Source organism: Lutibacter sp. TH_r2, from assembly GCF_033101135.1.
Classification (GTDB): domain Bacteria; phylum Bacteroidota; class Bacteroidia; order Flavobacteriales; family Flavobacteriaceae; genus Lutibacter.
The window spans coordinates 117820-135054 of the sequence record NZ_JAWMPV010000003.1; the positions used below are offsets into that span (position 1 = coordinate 117820).

The 17235-nt window shown below is 28.7% G+C and carries 15 protein-coding genes; 7 read left to right on the forward strand and 8 right to left on the reverse strand.

The features are described from left to right. Positions 1–114: 114 nt before the first annotated feature. Positions 115–2544 carry a hypothetical protein gene (locus R3X25_RS10455; RefSeq protein WP_317674550.1) on the forward strand — a complete coding sequence of 810 codons (2430 nt, stop codon included), beginning with the start codon at positions 115–117 and terminating at the stop codon, positions 2542–2544. 40 nt (positions 2545–2584) lie between these two features. Here R3X25_RS10455 and R3X25_RS10460 read toward each other — a convergent pair whose 3' ends face one another. After that, entirely contained in the window at positions 2585–4675 is a 2091-nt protein-coding gene (locus tag R3X25_RS10460) for a M13 family metallopeptidase (protein WP_317674552.1), read from the reverse strand. 80 nt (positions 4676–4755) lie between these two features. Then, positions 4756–5139 carry a nucleoside triphosphate pyrophosphohydrolase family protein gene (locus R3X25_RS10465; RefSeq protein ID WP_317674554.1) on the reverse strand — a complete coding sequence of 128 codons (384 nt, stop codon included), beginning with the start codon at positions 5137–5139 and terminating at the stop codon, positions 4756–4758. A gap of 45 nt (positions 5140–5184) precedes the next feature. Here R3X25_RS10465 and R3X25_RS10470 point away from each other — a divergent pair, with 45 nt between their 5' ends. Both R3X25_RS10470 and R3X25_RS10475 read left to right on the forward strand, forming a co-directional pair. Then, positions 5185–5370 carry a hypothetical protein gene (locus tag R3X25_RS10470; protein WP_317674556.1) on the forward strand — a complete coding sequence of 62 codons (186 nt, stop codon included), beginning with the start codon at positions 5185–5187 and terminating at the stop codon, positions 5368–5370. Positions 5371–5403: 33 nt separating this feature from the next. Next, positions 5404–6414, forward strand: a complete 1011-nt coding sequence (locus R3X25_RS10475; protein WP_317674558.1) for an SRPBCC family protein — start codon at positions 5404–5406, stop codon at positions 6412–6414. A 37-nt stretch (positions 6415–6451) separates the two neighbouring features. On the opposite strand, the gene R3X25_RS10480 is transcribed toward R3X25_RS10475, so the two are convergent. After that, positions 6452–7015 (reverse strand): DNA-3-methyladenine glycosylase I, encoded by a 564-nt coding sequence (locus R3X25_RS10480; protein WP_317674560.1) that lies wholly within the window; start codon positions 7013–7015, stop codon positions 6452–6454. A gap of 144 nt (positions 7016–7159) precedes the next feature. On the opposite strand from R3X25_RS10480, the gene R3X25_RS10485 reads away from it, so the two are divergent. Then, the gene (locus tag R3X25_RS10485) at positions 7160–7567 is read left to right on the forward strand and encodes a DUF6146 family protein (protein ID WP_317674562.1); all 408 of its coding nucleotides are present in this window, start codon (positions 7160–7162) and stop codon (positions 7565–7567) included. Here R3X25_RS10485 and nhaA read toward each other — a convergent pair. From nhaA to R3X25_RS10500, 3 genes are all read right to left on the reverse strand, one after another. Next, complete coding sequence (nhaA, locus tag R3X25_RS10490; RefSeq protein WP_317674564.1) at positions 7560–8861, reverse strand: Na+/H+ antiporter NhaA; 1302 nt, start codon at positions 8859–8861, stop codon at positions 7560–7562. The two genes, R3X25_RS10485 and nhaA, sit on opposite strands and share 8 nt — an antisense overlap. A 97-nt stretch (positions 8862–8958) precedes the next feature. Beyond that, the gene (gene pckA / locus R3X25_RS10495) at positions 8959–10578 is read right to left on the reverse strand and encodes a phosphoenolpyruvate carboxykinase (ATP) (RefSeq protein WP_317674566.1); all 1620 of its coding nucleotides are present in this window, start codon (positions 10576–10578) and stop codon (positions 8959–8961) included. A gap of 281 nt (positions 10579–10859) precedes the next feature. After that, a complete protein-coding gene (locus R3X25_RS10500; RefSeq protein WP_317674568.1) occupies positions 10860–11234 on the reverse strand; it encodes a DUF423 domain-containing protein in 375 nt (124 codons plus the stop codon). Positions 11235–11305: 71 nt separating this feature from the next. Here R3X25_RS10500 and R3X25_RS10505 point away from each other — a divergent pair, with 71 nt between their 5' ends. The 3 genes from R3X25_RS10505 to R3X25_RS10515 all read left to right on the forward strand — a co-directional run bounded on the left by R3X25_RS10505 (position 11306) and on the right by R3X25_RS10515 (position 13530). Beyond that, positions 11306–11539: a putative signal transducing protein gene (locus R3X25_RS10505; RefSeq protein WP_317674570.1), complete on the forward strand. Its 234-nt coding sequence runs from the start codon at positions 11306–11308 to the stop codon at positions 11537–11539. A 47-nt stretch (positions 11540–11586) separates the two neighbouring features. After that, on the forward strand, positions 11587–12957 hold the full coding sequence (locus R3X25_RS10510) for a saccharopine dehydrogenase family protein (protein WP_317674572.1): 1371 nt from the start codon (positions 11587–11589) through the stop codon (positions 12955–12957). 93 nt (positions 12958–13050) lie between these two features. Next, positions 13051–13530, forward strand: a complete 480-nt coding sequence (locus R3X25_RS10515) for a hypothetical protein (protein WP_317674574.1) — start codon at positions 13051–13053, stop codon at positions 13528–13530. A 9-nt stretch (positions 13531–13539) separates the two neighbouring features. Here the strand turns inward: R3X25_RS10515 and R3X25_RS10520 are convergent, their stop codons facing one another. Together R3X25_RS10520 and R3X25_RS10525 are read right to left on the reverse strand one after the other, a co-directional pair. Further along, complete coding sequence (locus tag R3X25_RS10520; RefSeq protein WP_317674576.1) at positions 13540–14253, reverse strand: tRNA1(Val) (adenine(37)-N6)-methyltransferase; 714 nt, start codon at positions 14251–14253, stop codon at positions 13540–13542. Between the two features lie 99 nt (positions 14254–14352). Then, positions 14353–17067, reverse strand: coding sequence for a phosphoenolpyruvate carboxylase (locus tag R3X25_RS10525; protein ID WP_317674578.1), 2715 nt, complete (start codon positions 17065–17067; stop codon positions 14353–14355). Positions 17068–17235: the final 168 nt, after the last annotated feature.

Sequence of the window (17235 nt, forward strand, 5' to 3'; positions counted from 1 at the left end):
AGTTCTATTTGCTAAATTATTTTTTAAATTAATTGCTTTATTAAACTCTTCTAATTAAGTTTGTTTACATTTATAAATGTAAAATTTACTTTTATTAAAAAACAAACAATAGTAATGAGCATATTCACAAGAAATTTAGCAATTCTATTTGCTTTCCTCTTTATTAATAAATCTATAATTATTTCTCAAAATATTGAGAACGAACAATCAAAAGTATTAGAAAAAATATACTTACATACTGATAGAAACTACTATAACATAGGAGAATCTCTTTGGTATAAAGCCTACAGCTTAAACGCCCAAACAAATAAACCACATAAACTTAGTAGAATACTACACGTTGAATTAATTTCTCCCGACAAAGAAATTATCTCAAAAAGAAAAACCTATTTAGATAGTGGTATGGGAAATGGAGATTTTAAACTCACCGATTCAATTGGTATAAAAAAACCCGGAACGTATCAATTAAGAGCATACACAAATTGGATGCGTAATTTTGGTGATCACTTTATTTTTACTAAAAACATTGAAATTATTAATATAAACGATAAAAATAAAGCTATTGTTAATGTTAACGAAAAGAAAATAAAACCTAAAAAAAATATAGATAAAGAAACTAAAATTGAAGACTTTATAGATGTACAGTTTTTTCCTGAAGGAGGTTCTTTAATTGAAAATGTTTACAGCGTAGTTGCTTTTAAAGCTACAAAAAATGGAATTCCATTAGAAATTGAAGGAAAAATAAAAAATAGTAATGGAGAAATATTAGCATCATTAAAAACTGACCATGATGGAATGGGACGCTTTAATTTTCAACCAAAAAATGGAAATAAATATATTGCAGAAGTTACTATAAATAATAAAGTTAAAGAATTTGAACTTCCTAAAGCTTATATAACAGGGTTTACATTAGGAATTAAAAAAATTGAAAATAAACTTGTTGGAATTATTAATACTAACCCACAAACATTAGCAGAAAAACCTTCTACTAATTTTAAAATATTAATAAAAACACGCGGTATTATTTACTTTGAAGGGTTGGTTAAATCAAATAAATACTCTACTCCATTCTTAATTCCTAAAGATGTTTTACCTGAAGGAATTGCACAAGTAACAATTTTAGATGAAAAAGGAAAACCTTACGGTGAACGATTAATTTATATTGAAAAAGAAAAAAACTTTGCTATTAACTTACAAACTAATAAAACAAACTATAACCCAAAAGAAAAAGTTACTTTAACTGTAAACGCTAAAGATGAAAATAATGAACGTTTATTTTCTAATTTTTCATTAGCTGCAGTAGATGAAACTAGTAATGGAACTAATTCAGATAACTTTGAAAACATTTGTTCTTATTTTTTAATGCAAGCAGATATTAAAGGTTATGTTAACAATGCTGGCTATTATTTTAACCCTTCAAACAAAAAAAGATTAGAGCACCTAGATTTATTACTACAAACCCAAGGTTGGAGAGATTTTTTATGGAAAAAAGAACTTGAAACTACTAAAAGAAAGTTTGATCTAGAACTAGGTATTAACGTTACTGGACAAGTAAAAAAATTATTTGGAAGTGGACCAAAACCTCATAGCAAAGTACTTATGTATTATATAAATAAAGAAAAAACTGCTATGAATGTTGGTGAAGCTGATGAAAATGGTAAGTTTGCTTTTGAAAACTTAATAATATTTGGTGAAACAAAAATAATGTTAAGTACTAAAGATAAAAACAATAAATCTAAAGGTGAAATTGTTTTAGACTCTTTAGAAATAGCTCCACCAGCCATTCGTTTTGACATTCCTAAAATTAGTTCAGAAGAAAAAACAGCAACTGAAAAAGTAAAAGAAAACATTTTTAAAAAATTTATTGAATTTGATGTTCCTATAGAAAATCAATTAGACGAAGTTTTAATTCTTGGAAAAGCTAAAAAAGAAAAAGAAGCTAACAAGTTTATTAGCTTTAATCAAACATTTGTAGCTAATGAAAACAATACAAACTTTAATAGTGTTCAAGATTTAATTCAGTTTTCTATACCAAATATTCAAGTTGTAAGTGATACTATTAGTTTTACTAGACATAGAGGAAATCCAGCTTTAATTGTATTGAATGATATTGAAATTGAACTTAATGAGGTTTCTTCAATAATTCCGGAAAGCATTGATCGAATTGAAGCTATAAGCGACGGTTCTATGAGCAATTATACTAATGCAGCACATGGTGTAATTTTAATTTACACAAAAAAAGGTGTTAATGCTATTAGAGAAAAAAGAAAATTCCACACTTCAAAAAACATGATATTAGGAATTTATAATTGGAGAGCATTTTATTCTCCAAATTATGAGGAGAAAAAAGAAAAAGCTTGGAATGATTTTGCTGATATTAGAAACACACTTTATTGGAATCCTTATGTAATTCCAAATGAGCAAGGAACAACAACTATGTCTTATTTTAATAGTGAAGTTCCCACAAAAGTAAATATTACTTTAGAAGGAATAACCGCTGATGGAATTCCGGTTTGTATTAAAACCAATTACAAAATTGAATAAAAAAAAAGCCAACGATTAATCGTTGGCTTTTTTTTGCTATTTACCAAATTCTAACTCTATCATCAGGTTGTATAAACATTTTATCTCCTTCAACAATATTAAATGCAGTATAAAAGGCATCTACATTTTGTAAAGGCATATAAGCTCTATACATTCCAGGAGAATGTGGATCTGTTTTAATTAAATTACGTAAAGCATCTTCTCTCATTTTAGTTCTCCAAATAGTTCCCCAACTCATAAAAAAACGTTGTTCTGCTGAAAACCCATCAATAGGTTCTGGCTTTCCATTTTTTTCGTAAAACATTTGAAGACCTTCAAAAGCAGTATTTATACCACCTAAATCTCCAATATTTTCACCTAAAGTAAACTCACCATTTAAATTAACATCTTCTAAAGCTTCAACCTCACTAAATTGATTAACTAGTTTTTTTCCTAAAGCAGTGAATTTTTCTAAATCTTCATCTGTCCACCAATTATTTAGGTTACCATTCGCATCAAATCTAGCTCCAGAATCATCAAAACAATGTGAAATTTCGTGTCCAATTACAGCTCCTATTCCACCATAATTAACAGCTTCATCTGCTTGGTAATTATAAAAAGGTGGTTGTAAAATTGCTGCTGGGAAAACAATCTCGTTATTTACCGGATTAAAATAAGCATTCACAACTTGAGGAGCCATTCCCCATTCTGTTCTATCTACAGGCTTGCCTAATTTAGCCATTTTTTCATCAAAATTCCATTTTCCAATATTCATAGAATTTTGAAAATATGTTCCTCCATCTTTTAATGATTTTACATCTAAAGCTGAATAATCTTTCCATTTATCTGGGTAGGCAATTTTCACAGTCATTTTATCTAACTTTTCAATTGCTTTTTCTTTAGTTTCTGGACTCATCCACTCTAATGCATTGATTCTTTTTTCAAAACCTAACATTACATTTTGAATCATTTCTTCAGCTTTGGCTTTAGCTTCTGGCGGAAATTTTTTATCTACATATAACTTACCTAAAGCTTCTCCAATATTTCCATTTAATGATGCTAATGCGCGCTCATTTCTTGGACGTTGCTGTTGCGCACCACTCAATTCTTTACTATAAAATTCCCAATTAGCAACATCAATATCACTACTTAATAAACCAGCTGCTCTATCAATTGCAGTCCAGCGTAAATACAACTTAATATCTTCAATAGTACTAGTTTTTAACAATTGCTCTACAGCCGCCATATATTTTGGTTGCATTACAATTACTCTATCTAAATTTTTAGCTCCAATTCCTTCAAAATAATTTTTCCAATTTATTGAAGGTACTATTTCTGTTAATTCTTCTATAGATTTTGGGTTGTATAATTTTCGAGTGTCTCTAGATTCTTCCTTTGTAAATCTAGGTTCAGCTAAACTATACTCATACTTAAATATTTTATCTGCATTACTAATTGCTTGTTCTTCAGAATCTCCAAAAAATTGTAACATTCTTGCAATGTGCGCAATGTATTTTGTTCTTTTCTCTTTAGTATTTTCATCTTGATCTACATAATAATCACGAGATAAACCTAAACCAGCTGGAGTTACATATCCAGCATTCATATTACTATCTTTTAAATCGTTAAAAACTGAAAAATTAAAAAATCCAGCACCACCATAAGGAGCCATTTCAGTTAATAAAACTTCTAAATCTTTTACATTTTTAACAGCATCAATTTTAGCTAAAAATGGTTTAACGGGCTCAATACCTTGCTTATCTCTTGTAACAGTATCCATAATAGATTCAAAGAAATTTACAGCCTTTTTTTGATCTGATTCAAACTCATTTCCTTGAGCATCTTTTAACATTGGAAAATTTCCTTGTTCAATAGCTTCCGATAAAATAGCTAAAACATCAGCATCTGTTTTTTTACGAAGCTCGTCAAAACTTCCCCAACGTGTCCTATCTGCTGGTATTTCTGCATGGTCTAACCACGCTCCATTTACATATCTAAAAAAATCATCGTTTGGACGAACAGAAGTGTCCATGTTTTCAACAATAATTCCTGGTATTTTTTCTTCTTCTACTTGTTTTTCACTTTTACATGAAACAGCAGAAACAGCTACTAATATAGATAGTAGTGTAATTTTTTTAATCCAATTTTTCATAATAGTTTGTTTGTTGATCGTTTAATTTATAAAATAACGCTATTTAGTTATTATTTCAGCTTAAAATATTGTTAATTTTATTATTTTAAAATACTCTCTATGTTTGGTTTAAAGTAATTTGGTCCTTTCATAACTTTTCCATCTTCTCTATAAATTGGCTTTCCATCTGTACCTAATTTACTCATATTACTTCGTTGAATTTCATTAAAAACCTCCTCTATTTTATGCTGCATTCCATGTTCTAAAATTGTGCCACACAATATATAAAGCATATCGCCTAAAGCATCTGCAACTTCCACCAAATCATTATTTTTAGCAGCTTCTAAATACTCCTCATTTTCTTCAGTCATTAAGTTAAAACGTAATTCAACCTTATCTTTTGAAAGGTTAGCCATTGGTTTTTGTTGTACTCCTAATCCAAATGAGTTATGAAATTCTTCTACAGCTTTTAATTTATTCTTCATCTTTAATTTTTTATGTACTTTTGAGGTTAAATATACACATTAAATATGTTTACAAAAGGTCAAATGATTTTTGCAGCTTTTTTTGTAGTTGCATTTACACTTGCAATGATTTGGAGTTATAAAAAGGATATTAAAATTCATAAAAAACATTATAAAAATACTTTTATAATTTTAATTGCTATTTTTCTTATAATAACTGTTTTTGCATTAATTACTTTTTCTTTACATTAATTTCTTAAATTTATACTTCAAACTTAAACAGATATGAAAGCTCTAAAATATATTTTACTTTTAGCATTGGTAGTAATTATTGGTGGATCCATTTATATTGCAACTCTAGATGGTGCATACGATATTAATGTAAAACGAACAATTAAAGCTCCAGCAGAAGTAATTTTTAATGATATTAATGATTATAAAAATTGGCAAGATTGGGGACCTTGGTACGAAATGGATTCTACAATTGTTGCTTCTTATCCGGATATAACATCAGGTGTTGATGCATCCTATACTTGGACTGGAAAAGAAGGTGGTGGCTCTATGAAAACTCTTTCTTTAATTCCAAATAAACAATTAATACAAGAAATTCAGTTTACACAAGGAAGTCCTTCAGAAATATATTGGGATATTACACGTACAGATTATGGTAACGAAGTTACTTGGGGAATGAAAGGTGAAAGTACTTTTGGAGAAAAAATATACTGGCTAACTCAAGGAGGAATAGATAAAAATTTAAAACCTATGTTTAACAAAGGTTTAGAACTTTTAGACAATCATTTACAAATAGAAATGGACAAACATTCTTTTGAATTTAAGGGTGCTGTTGACCACGGTGGCGGATTTTATTTGTACCAAACTACTGCCTGTAAAGTTGAAGAATCTGATGTAAAAATGCAAGAAATGTTAAAAGCCGTTTCAACTTTTGTAAAAGAAAACAACATTCAATCTTACGGAAAACCATTTTTAATTACTCATAAATGGGACGAAGCAAATAATACAACTATGTTTTCGGTTTGTTACCCAATTAGTGAACGGTTAGAAACAAATGGTGACGTTCTAACTGGTTATTTAAAGCCTCAAAAAACATTTAAAACAGTTTTTAAAGGGAATTACAAATATTCAGAATTAGCATGGAATTCAGCCTTTAAAGAAATGAGTAAACAAGGGTATACATTTATTGAAACTAGTGAACCTTTTGAAGTTTATATGGTAAGCCCAAGAGATACTGAAAATCCAGCACATTGGGTTACAGAAATTTATTTACCTATTGAATAAAATTTAAAAAGAGGTTTCAAAATTGAAACCTCTTTTTTTATACTTCATTATATCTAAAACAATCTGTAACGTGGTCGTTTACCATTCCAGTTGCTTGCATATGTGCATAAATAACTGTTGAACCTACAAATTTAAATCCTCGTTTTTTTAAATCTTTTGAAATTTTATCTGAAAGTTTTGTGGTTGCAGGAACTTCATCCAAGGTTTTTGCTTTATTTTTTATAGGTTTACCACTAGTAAATCCCCAAATATAATTAGAAAATGTACCAAACTCTTTTTGAACTTTTATAAAAGCTTCTGCATTTGATATTGTAGCTCTAATTTTTAATTTATTCCTAATTATTCCAGCATTATTAATTAATTCATTGAACTTATCTTCTCTATAATTTACAATTTTCTTGTAATCGAAATTATCAAAAGCCTTTCTAAAGTTTTCTCTTTTTTTAAGAATTGTAATCCAACTTAACCCAGCTTGAAAGGTTTCTAAAATTAAAAACTCAAATAATTTTGCATCATTATATACCGGTACTCCCCATTCAACATCATGGTATTCAATATAAAGTGGATCATTTCCACACCATGCACATCTGTTTTTTTTCATTATTTAGTTTTTTATAACTAATATATATTAGTACCTTTTTTTATTGAAAACACTCAAATTTAAGTTAAATAAAATTAAAAATTAACACCATTTACAATAAAAACGGAACGCTATTTGTACCTTTAAGTTATAAAACTACATAATATGAAAAATTTAATAGGTATACTTATAATTGGTTTTTTAGTTTTTGCTTGTGGAAGTAGTTCAAAAACTATAAAATTAGAAAACGACCTTCCAGAACATGCTGTTAGAATTGCAAATGATAGTTTAGAGTACGAAATAATAATTATAGATATAGGTTATGATACTTATTTAAATTCTATTGCTAAACCTATGAATTTCTATTCTCAAAGTTATTATGAAACTAAAAATCGATTTTATGTAACTGAATGGAATTTAAGAAACATGAATCCTTTAAGATACAATAGTAGTATTTACGAAAACCAAATTGATTATGATTTTAATATAGATTATGGTTTAGAAGTAAATTATAAATTATACAACTATTTTAAATTTGTTGAATACAAATACAAACAACGCTTTTTTAATTAACTTGTTTAGTTGTGGTATACCTTAATATTAAATAACCTAAAACTCCAGCTACAATAGAACCTATAATAACTCCCATTTTTGCAGCTGCAATAAAGTTTGGGTTATCGTATGCAAGGTTTACAATAAAAAGAGACATTGTAAATCCTAAACCACCTAATAAACTTACTCCAAAAATTTGTTTTAAATTAACACCATTTGGTAAATCTGCCAGTTTTAGTTTTAAAGCAATTAAACTCATTATTGAAATACCAAAAGCATTCCCAAAAATTAACGCTAAAGCAATATTTAAACTTAAATGACCTGAACCTCCAGAATCTGAAAAACTTAACACTACACCTGCATTTGCGAGTGCAAAAATTGGCATAATAACATAAGATACCCAACCATGTAAAGCGTGCTCTAAATGTTGTAATGGAGAATGAACTTCATCATTTATACTTTCAATAGTATCAATAGCATGAATTTGGTCATAAGTAAGAAGTTTAGCTTCATTTTTTCCCTTTTTAAAAACTGAAATTTCTTCGGTAATTTTAGTATAGTATTCTTTCAAATTTACACTTCGTTGAATAGGTATAGAAAAAGCCATTAAAATTCCTGCAATAGTTGGATGTATTCCTGATTTTAGAAACAATATCCAAATTACAAACCCAACCATAAAAAATAAATATTTTGAATATATATTTTTATAACTTAAAACTGAAATAAATCCAAACAAAACAAGTGCATAAGCAATTAAATCCCATTGAATATTAGCACTATAAAAAATAGCGATTACCAAAACTGCTCCTATATCATCTACTATGGCAAATGCAGTTAAAAATATTTTAAGACCTAAAGGAACTCTGTTACCCAATATTTTTAAAATACCCAATGTAAATGCTATATCTGTAGCCATAGGTATTCCCCAACCTTCACTTCCACTTTTACCATTATTTAACACTAAAAATATTAATATTGGAAATACCATACCTCCTATAGCTGCAAAAATTGGAAGCGATGCCTTACGAAGTGTAGTTAATTCACCTACTAATATCTCTCGTTTAACTTCTAAACCAATTACAAAAAAGAAAATAGCCATTAAACCATCATTTATCCAAAGTATTAATGACTTTGATAAATAAAAATTAGTGTCTGTAAATCCTACAGAAAACTTATGATTCCAAAACTGTTGATAAACATCTGAAAAAGATGAGTTTGCCCAAATTAAAGCAAGTATAGATACAGCAAAAAGGATAATACTTGAAGATGTTTCAAGTTTTATAAAATGTTTAATGGAAGAAGCTATTACTTTCATTTTATCTCAATTTTTATATAAAAATACAATTATAATTGAGGGCATAAAAAAAAGCCATTCAAAAATGAATGGCTTTCTTATTAAATAAAAACTACAATTATAATTGTGGACCAGCCGCAACTAATGCTTTACCTTCTTCGTTATCTGTATATTTCACGAAGTTTTCAATAAATAAACCTGCTAATTTAGTAGCTTTTTCAGTCCATTCACTTGTGTTTTCATATGTATCTCTTGGATCTAAAATTTCAGTATGAACTCCTGGTAAAGAAGTTGGTACTTCTAAATTGAAAATTGGAATGTTTTTAGTTTCCGCTCTTTCAATAGAACCATCTAAAATTGCATTGATAATTCCTCTTGTATCTTTAATTGAAATTCTTTTTCCAGAACCATTCCATCCTGTATTAACTAAATAAGCTTCTGCTCCATTAGCTTCCATTTTTTTCACTAATTCTTCACCATATTTTGTTGGGTGTAAAGATAAGAAAGCAGCTCCAAAACAAGCAGAGAATGTTGGAGTTGGTTCAGTAATACCTCTTTCTGTACCAGCTAATTTAGCAGTAAATCCAGATAAGAAGTGATATTTAGTTTGTTCTGGAGTTAATTTAGAAACTGGAGGTAATGTTCCAAATGCATCAGCAGATAAGAAAATTACTTTTTTAGCAGCACCTGCTTTTGAAGGAACTGCAATGTTTTCAATGTGATTAATTGGGTAAGAAACACGAGTATTTTGAGTTACAGAACCATCAGTAAAATCAATTTTACCATCAGCATCAACTGTTACGTTTTCTAATAAAGCATTTCTTTTAATTGCTCCAAAAATTTCTGGTTCAGCATCTTTATCTAAATCTAAAGTTTTTGCATAACATCCACCTTCAAAGTTAAATACACCTTCATCATCCCATCCATGCTCATCATCACCAATTAATTGACGACTAGCATCTGTAGATAATGTAGTTTTACCAGTTCCTGATAAACCAAAGAAAATAGCTGTATCACCATCTTTACCAACGTTAGCTGAACAGTGCATTGCAGCCATACCTTTTAATGGTAAAAAGTAGTTCATCATTGCAAAAATTCCTTTTTTCATTTCACCACCATACCAAGATCCACCAATCACTTGCATTTTTTCAGTTAAATTAAATACTGTAAATACTTCAGAATTTAATCCGTGCTCTTTCCATTTTGGATTTGTTATTTTAGATCCGTTTAATACTGTAAAATCAGGTTCTCCATAAACCTCTAACTCTTCAGCAGTTGGTCTAATAAACATGTTTGTTACAAAGTGAGCTTGCCAAGCAACCTCAACAACAAAACGTACTTTTAATCTTGAATCTGCATTTGCACCACAAAAAGTATCAACTACATATAATTTTTTTCCGTTTAACTCTTCAACAACTAACTCTTTTAAATCATTCCAAACAGCTTGTGTAGTTGGTTTATTATCATTAGGAGCTTGTTCAGAATTCCACCACATAGTATCTTTAGTAATGTCATCCTTAACAATAAATTTATCTTTAGGAGAACGTCCTGTAAATTTACCTGTCATTACATTAACAGCATCTAACTCTGTTAATTGAGCTTTTTCGAAACCTTCTAAAGAAGGATCCATTTCTGCATCAAATAATTCTTCGTAAGAAGGATTGTAAATAATTTCGTTCTTTTTGGTTAAGCCAATTTTTTTTAAGGCTTCTACAACTGAATCTCTTAATACTTGCATGTCGTATGTTTTTATTTATGGTTATTTTGTTTATTTCTATTACAAATTTACGCATAAAATTGCGTTGGTTAATATGATATTTATCATCAAAAGAGCACTATTTACTAAAACGTTTTCGGCTGCAATATATTGATAAACAGACAGTTAAAAGACGTTAAAATTAGCTAAAAACTCGAAAACCTTTTCGAAAAACGTCAATTTTACATTTATACTCAAAATATTACTCAATTATTTTTAATCTGTTAAATTACACATCTTAATTCAAGCTTATTTTATTAAGTTTATATTTTCAACCCCTTAAACAAGTCAAATCCTAATTTTATCCATCCTATAATAAAAAGCAAACCACCAAATGGAGTTATAAACCAAATATTTTTAGATTCAACACCTAAAGTGATTGCGTAAATAGAACCTGAAAAAAATAATATTGCTAAATAAAATATACTACTAATTATTTTTTTTGATTTTTTATTCAAAAATTGAGTTGTTAAAACAAAAAGTAAAACCAAAACATGATACATTTGATATCTAACACCTGTTTTAAAATTTATTAATTCCTCACTTGTTAGCACTTCCTTAAGTCCGTGAGCGCCAAACGCCCCTAAACCTATTGTTAAAGCACCTAATACACAAACAATTAACAAATTAACTCTCATATTTAAATTTTAGAAACACAAAGTTAGTATAATATTTGACTTTTTTGTATATTTAATAAAACCTTAAAATTATGGATGAAACTACTAACAAATTGGTAACAGTTTTAGATACTGCATTTATTCATGAAATTCAAATAGCTAAAACTTTACTCTCTAAAAAAAATATTCCTAGTTATATTTTCAACGAAAATATGAGCAATATAATAGGTACAGCAATTAGTGAAGGCTATATGCTAAAAGTTAACTCGGCAGATGAAAAAAAAGCGCGAAAATTATTGATTGTATTAACTGAAGATGAAAATTAGTTGAGACTTAACCTTTTTTATACTTTAGCTTATCTAAAATTTAACTAATGCAACATATTTTAATTATTGGCGCAGGTAAATCTGCATCATCATTAATTTCATATTTACTTAAAAAATCTGAAACGGAAAATTTTTGTGTTACTATTGGAGACCTTTCATTAGAAACTATTCAAATTATACTCAACAATCACCTTAACGGTAAAGCAATTTTATTAAATATTTTTGATGAAAATCAATTAATTAGCGCTATTGAAAATGCCGATGTTGTAATTTCAATGTTACCTGCTCGGTTTCATATGTTAGTAGCTATAAAATGTTTAAACTTAAATAAACACCTTGTTACAGCCTCTTACGTTTCAAATGAAATGAAAGCATTGCACAAAAAAGTAAAAGCTAAAGGTTTAGTTTTTATGAATGAAATTGGTTTAGATCCTGGAATTGATCATATGAGTGCCATGAAAATAATTGATGAAATTAGAGATAGTGGTGGTAAAATGCTCTTATTTGAATCTTTTTGCGGAGGATTAGTCGCTCCCGAAAGTGATGACAATCTTTGGAACTATAAATTTACTTGGAACCCTAGAAATGTTGTTTTAGCAGGACAAGGTGGAACCGCTAAATTTATTCAAGAAGGAAAATATAAATACATTCCATATCATAAGTTATTTAGAAGAACCGAAATATTTAAAATAGACGAATATGGGAAATTTGAAGCCTACCCAAATAGAGATTCTTTAAAATACATAAAAGAGTATGGATTAGAAGATGTTTTAACGCTTTACAGAGGTACAATTAGACGCGTTGGGTTTTCTAAAGCTTGGAATGTTTTTGTTCAATTAGGAATGACTGATGACAGTTATACCGTTGACGATTCTGAAACTATGAGTTACCGCGATTTTACAAACTCCTTTTTAGCATACAATCCAAACGATTCTGTTGAACTAAAACTACGCCACTATTTAAAAATTGACCAAGATGATATTATTTGGGAAAAACTATTAGAATTAGATATTTTTAATCCAACTAAAGTAGTTGGATTAAAAAATGCAACTCCTGCTCAAATTCTTCAAAAAATATTACAAGATAAATGGACTTTAAAAAAAGAAGATAAGGATATGATTGTTATGCAACATCTTTTTGGGTTTGAAAAGGATGGCAAAAAACAACAAATTAAAAGCAGTATGGTTTGTGTTGGAGATGATCAAACTTATACTGCAATGGCAAAAACAGTAGGTTTACCTGTTGGTATTGCTGCATTAAAAATATTGAAAGGAGAAATTAATAGTCCAGGTGTTCAAATTCCAACTAAAAAGGATATATATGAACCTATTCTAGAAGAATTAACAAAAAATGGAATTATTTTTAAAGAAAAGTATGTACAATATTTTGGGTATAATCCAGAACAAATTCATGGCTAGTTTTATTTAAAAAACCCAATTCTATAAACCATAGTTAGATAATAATTAAAAAATATTATATATTGAAGGAGATATATCCTTACAATTCTAACTATGAAAAATAGAAAAAGAGCATCTCTTTATTGGGGTAGTTTAATAGTATTAATATTAACTTTTAGTCCGTATTTATTATATATTTATAGATTAATACCTGAAGATATAGAAAGTTATCGTACTATTTTTGGTGAAATTAAAGCAGGATATTTTGGTGATGTTCAATTATATGTGCATTGGGTTTTTAATAAATTTGTACCTCTTTTATTATTATCTATACTTTATATAACCAATAAAAAATGGTGGAGTCTTGCAATTCTAATTCCAATCTCCGTTTATTTATTTCAATTAATTGGAGTTTTAAATGATGGTAATGAATTTGTTGATGAAATTGAATTTATTTACACTATTCCAATATTAATTATTGTATCGTTAATTTTATTTCTTATAAGAAAAAAACTATTAATTTATACTAAAGCTATAGATTTAAAAACTGAAATGGATGAATTAATGAAGAAAACTGAAAATGAAACAAAATAGCCTAATTTATTACATTTTTAAATAAAAATCTTTTACCAATTCTGTATATTCATCAGTATAATTATGCCTACTAATTTCAATACATAGCTCACTTAATTCAACTTTTGTTTTAGTAAAAGAGAACTGTACTAGACTTCTTTTAATTTCTGAATTTATTGAACCTTTAACTCTTGCTATTCTTTGAGGAAACAATAAATAAGTTTCTGCAATTTCAATAAATGTTTCTTCTTCTGAAAAAGGAATTACCACTGAAAATGATCCTTTCTCCGAAAGCAACAAAGAAACTCCTTTAAGCAAATCTTCAAAGGTTAAACTTTCCGAATGTCGAGCCATAGCTCTATCTTCTTCCAATTCTTTATAAGTTGAATTATAAAATGGAGGATTTGAAACTATTAAATCGTATTTCTCTTCTATTTCTTCAGTAAATTGCTGAAATGAAGCATGATAACAAAATAATCTATCTCCCCAATCACTTCTTTCAAAATTTTCTACAGACTGGATGTAAGCTTCATTATTTAATTCCACAGCGTCTATTACCTCCGCAAAACTACGTTGAGCCATTATTAACGAAATTAAACCAGTTCCAGATCCAATATCCAAAATACTATTTACAGTATCTTCTATTTTAGTCCAAGCACCAAGCAAAACTCCATCTGTACCAACTTTCATAGCTGTTTTGTCTTGATGAACTGTAAATTGTTTGAATTGAAAAGGTTTACTCATAGTTTTTAAAATTTAATAAGAATGAAATGTTTAGCAATTGATTTTAAATAAAAAAGCCAAATATAAATATTTGGCTTTTTTTATGTATAAAATGTTATATCAACCTGTACCTTTTAAACCTCCTGACAAGGCATTTACAAGCAGTAACAATTCCATTAGGTAATCATCACTTTTTTTCGAGTTCGTTTCTTTTAACGCTCTCCACTTGGTTAAATAATCTATTTGGATTTCGTGTAAGGCTCTTAAAGAGTTATTTCTTAATTTATTATCATCTAATTTTGAAATTCTTCTAAATTCAGCAGATGTACCCATAATTTCAGCAATTTCATCTAGACAATTTTTATAATCAGATAAAACCAATCCCATTAATTCTTTTTTAACATCAGCATTTTTAACAAATTCAGCAAAAGCATTCATAATATCACTATCAGAATTCAACAAATTTGATTCAATTTGAATAAGGCTATATTTTAAGAAAGGCCAATCTTTAGCTAATTGTTTTAATTGTTCAAAATCGTTTGGATGTTGCTTTTGAAATTCTCTTAAAGCTGTACCTGTTCCAAACCAACCACTAATATTAAATCTAGATTGATTCCAACTAAACACCCAAGGAATAGAACGTAAATCTTCTAATGAACGTTGCCCTGTTCTTCTAACAGGTCTTGAACCAATTTTACTTTGTTCCAATACATCAATTGGGGTTACTGCCGTATAAAATTCAATAAAATTTGGATGTTCTAATAGTTTAACATAAGTATCTCTAGTTAGCTCAACTATTTGATCCATTATTTTATAGCGCTGCTCATCTTTAGTTTCCGATTCTTCAATCATAGCTTGTCTAGCTGTTCCAGCAACAAACATTTCTAAATTATAGGTTGCCGTTAATCTATTTGCAAAAAGGTTTGCAATAGTTTCACCTTGAACCGTCATTTTTATATGTCCGCTCATTGAACCTGCAGGCATACTATCTAAAAATCTATGAATTTTACCACCACCTCTACTTATGGTTCCTCCTCTTCCGTGGAAAAAACATAATTTTACATTAAATTCTTTAGCAGCTTTTGTAAGATTCTCTTCAGCTTTATAAATATTCCATCTACTTGTTAAAATTCCACCATCTTTATTACTATCGCTGTAACCTAACATTACTTCTTGCGTAAAATTTTCAGAATTTAAACGTTGTTTTTTAACAATTGGATGATTTAAAAATCCTTTTAAAATTTCTGGACCTGCAATTAAATCATCAACAGTTTCTAAAAGTGGAACCACTGGAAGATTTGCATCTTTTAATCCAACTTCTCTTAATAACAAGAAAACCACCAATAAATCACTTAAACTACGAGTCATACTCACAATTATAGAACCAATACCTTCAGTACCATAAAGATCTACGTAGGTTTTAATTTCTAGCAAGTAACCTAAAACGTTGTCAGCTTCTTTTCCACAAGATACTCCTGAAACTAAAAACGGGCGTTTACTTTTTAATTCTTCATTTAAAAAAGTTAATCGTTTCTCTTCACTCCAACTACCATAATTATAATCTTCAAATCCTGAAGCAGCTAATATTTGACTAATAGCCTTCTCATGATAAGCACTATTTTGTCTAATATCGAGTTTTGTTAAATGAAAACCAAAACATTGAACCAGTCTTTCAATAGGAAATAACCATTGTTTTGCTATTTGAGTAGCTCCTAAATTTATTAATAAGTGTCTTAACTCTTTTAATTCTGAAGCTAAATCGTTAGCCGTTTTAAAATAGCCTTTCTCTCCTAAACTACAATTATCTTTTATGGTGTTATTTAACCTAACTAACAATAAATTTATAAATTGACGTAAAGGTTCAGATGGATTTCGGTCAAGTGCTTTTTGCCCTTTAGCACCAAATAATTCAGCCTTTACCTCTAGTTCAGCAAGAAAAACTTTAGAGATAGAATTTTGATAGCTTGAAAAACTTAATTTTGCAGCCAAATCAATTAATTGCTTTTTAATCATATCTAACACCAACTTACGGTGCAAACGTAATGTTGATGCAGTGAATTCTGGTGTAACAAATGGATGTCCATCTCGATCACCACCAACCCAGCTTCCAAATTGAATTAACGGAAAGTGCTCTGGCCATTCTAATAATTCAGGAGAAAACTCCATTTCGTTCCAAGCATCTTTTAAACGTTGATCAGTTAATTTAACAGCTTCAGGAAATACATTATTAAAATAGTGCATTAAATTATTTCTTTCATCCTCTAAACGAGGCTTTTCAAGGTAAATTTCTCCTGTTCTCCACCAACGCTCCATTAAGCTAACAATTTCTTGCTTTAATAAGGATTGTTCTGAAGTTGACCAATTTGGATTTTCTTTTTTTACTAGCAATAAGTATAATTCACGATGAATATCAATTACAGTTAAACGCTTTGCCTCGGTTGGATGTGCAGTTAAAACTGGTACAACTTTAGTTTCTCTTAACTTTTCAGCAATTTTACATTCATTTATTCCTGATACTTTCCATTGATCAAGCGTGTGACCCCAAGAACCTTTTGTAGATTTTATTCCAAATTGTGTTTCAGATTTTCTTCGATATTGCGTTGCTGCATTTTCTTCAACCAAGTTTAACAACTCAAAACACATTCCAATTGCCTGCGTAAATTTTTCGTTAGAATAATTAGTTGTTTTTTTAACAGAAAAGTTATCTATAGGTAAGCCGTCAGCTAAATCTTTCTCTCCAATAGACACCAACATTTCTTTAAATAATTCAATTAAATATTGGTAGTCAACTCTTATTTTTTTCAATCCTTCTTTTTGAAGTTTTTCAGTTGTCATTTTTAATTAGTTTTGTAGTTTTCAATACCTAAAAATATATCGCCTTATTAAATTTTAGGCAACTTATAGTTTTTAAGATTTATTCAAAGTTAATTAAATTAACAATGATTATAAAATGTAGTTACGTAAATGTTTTCGTAAATAAAATAAACATCCAAAAAAGTTATA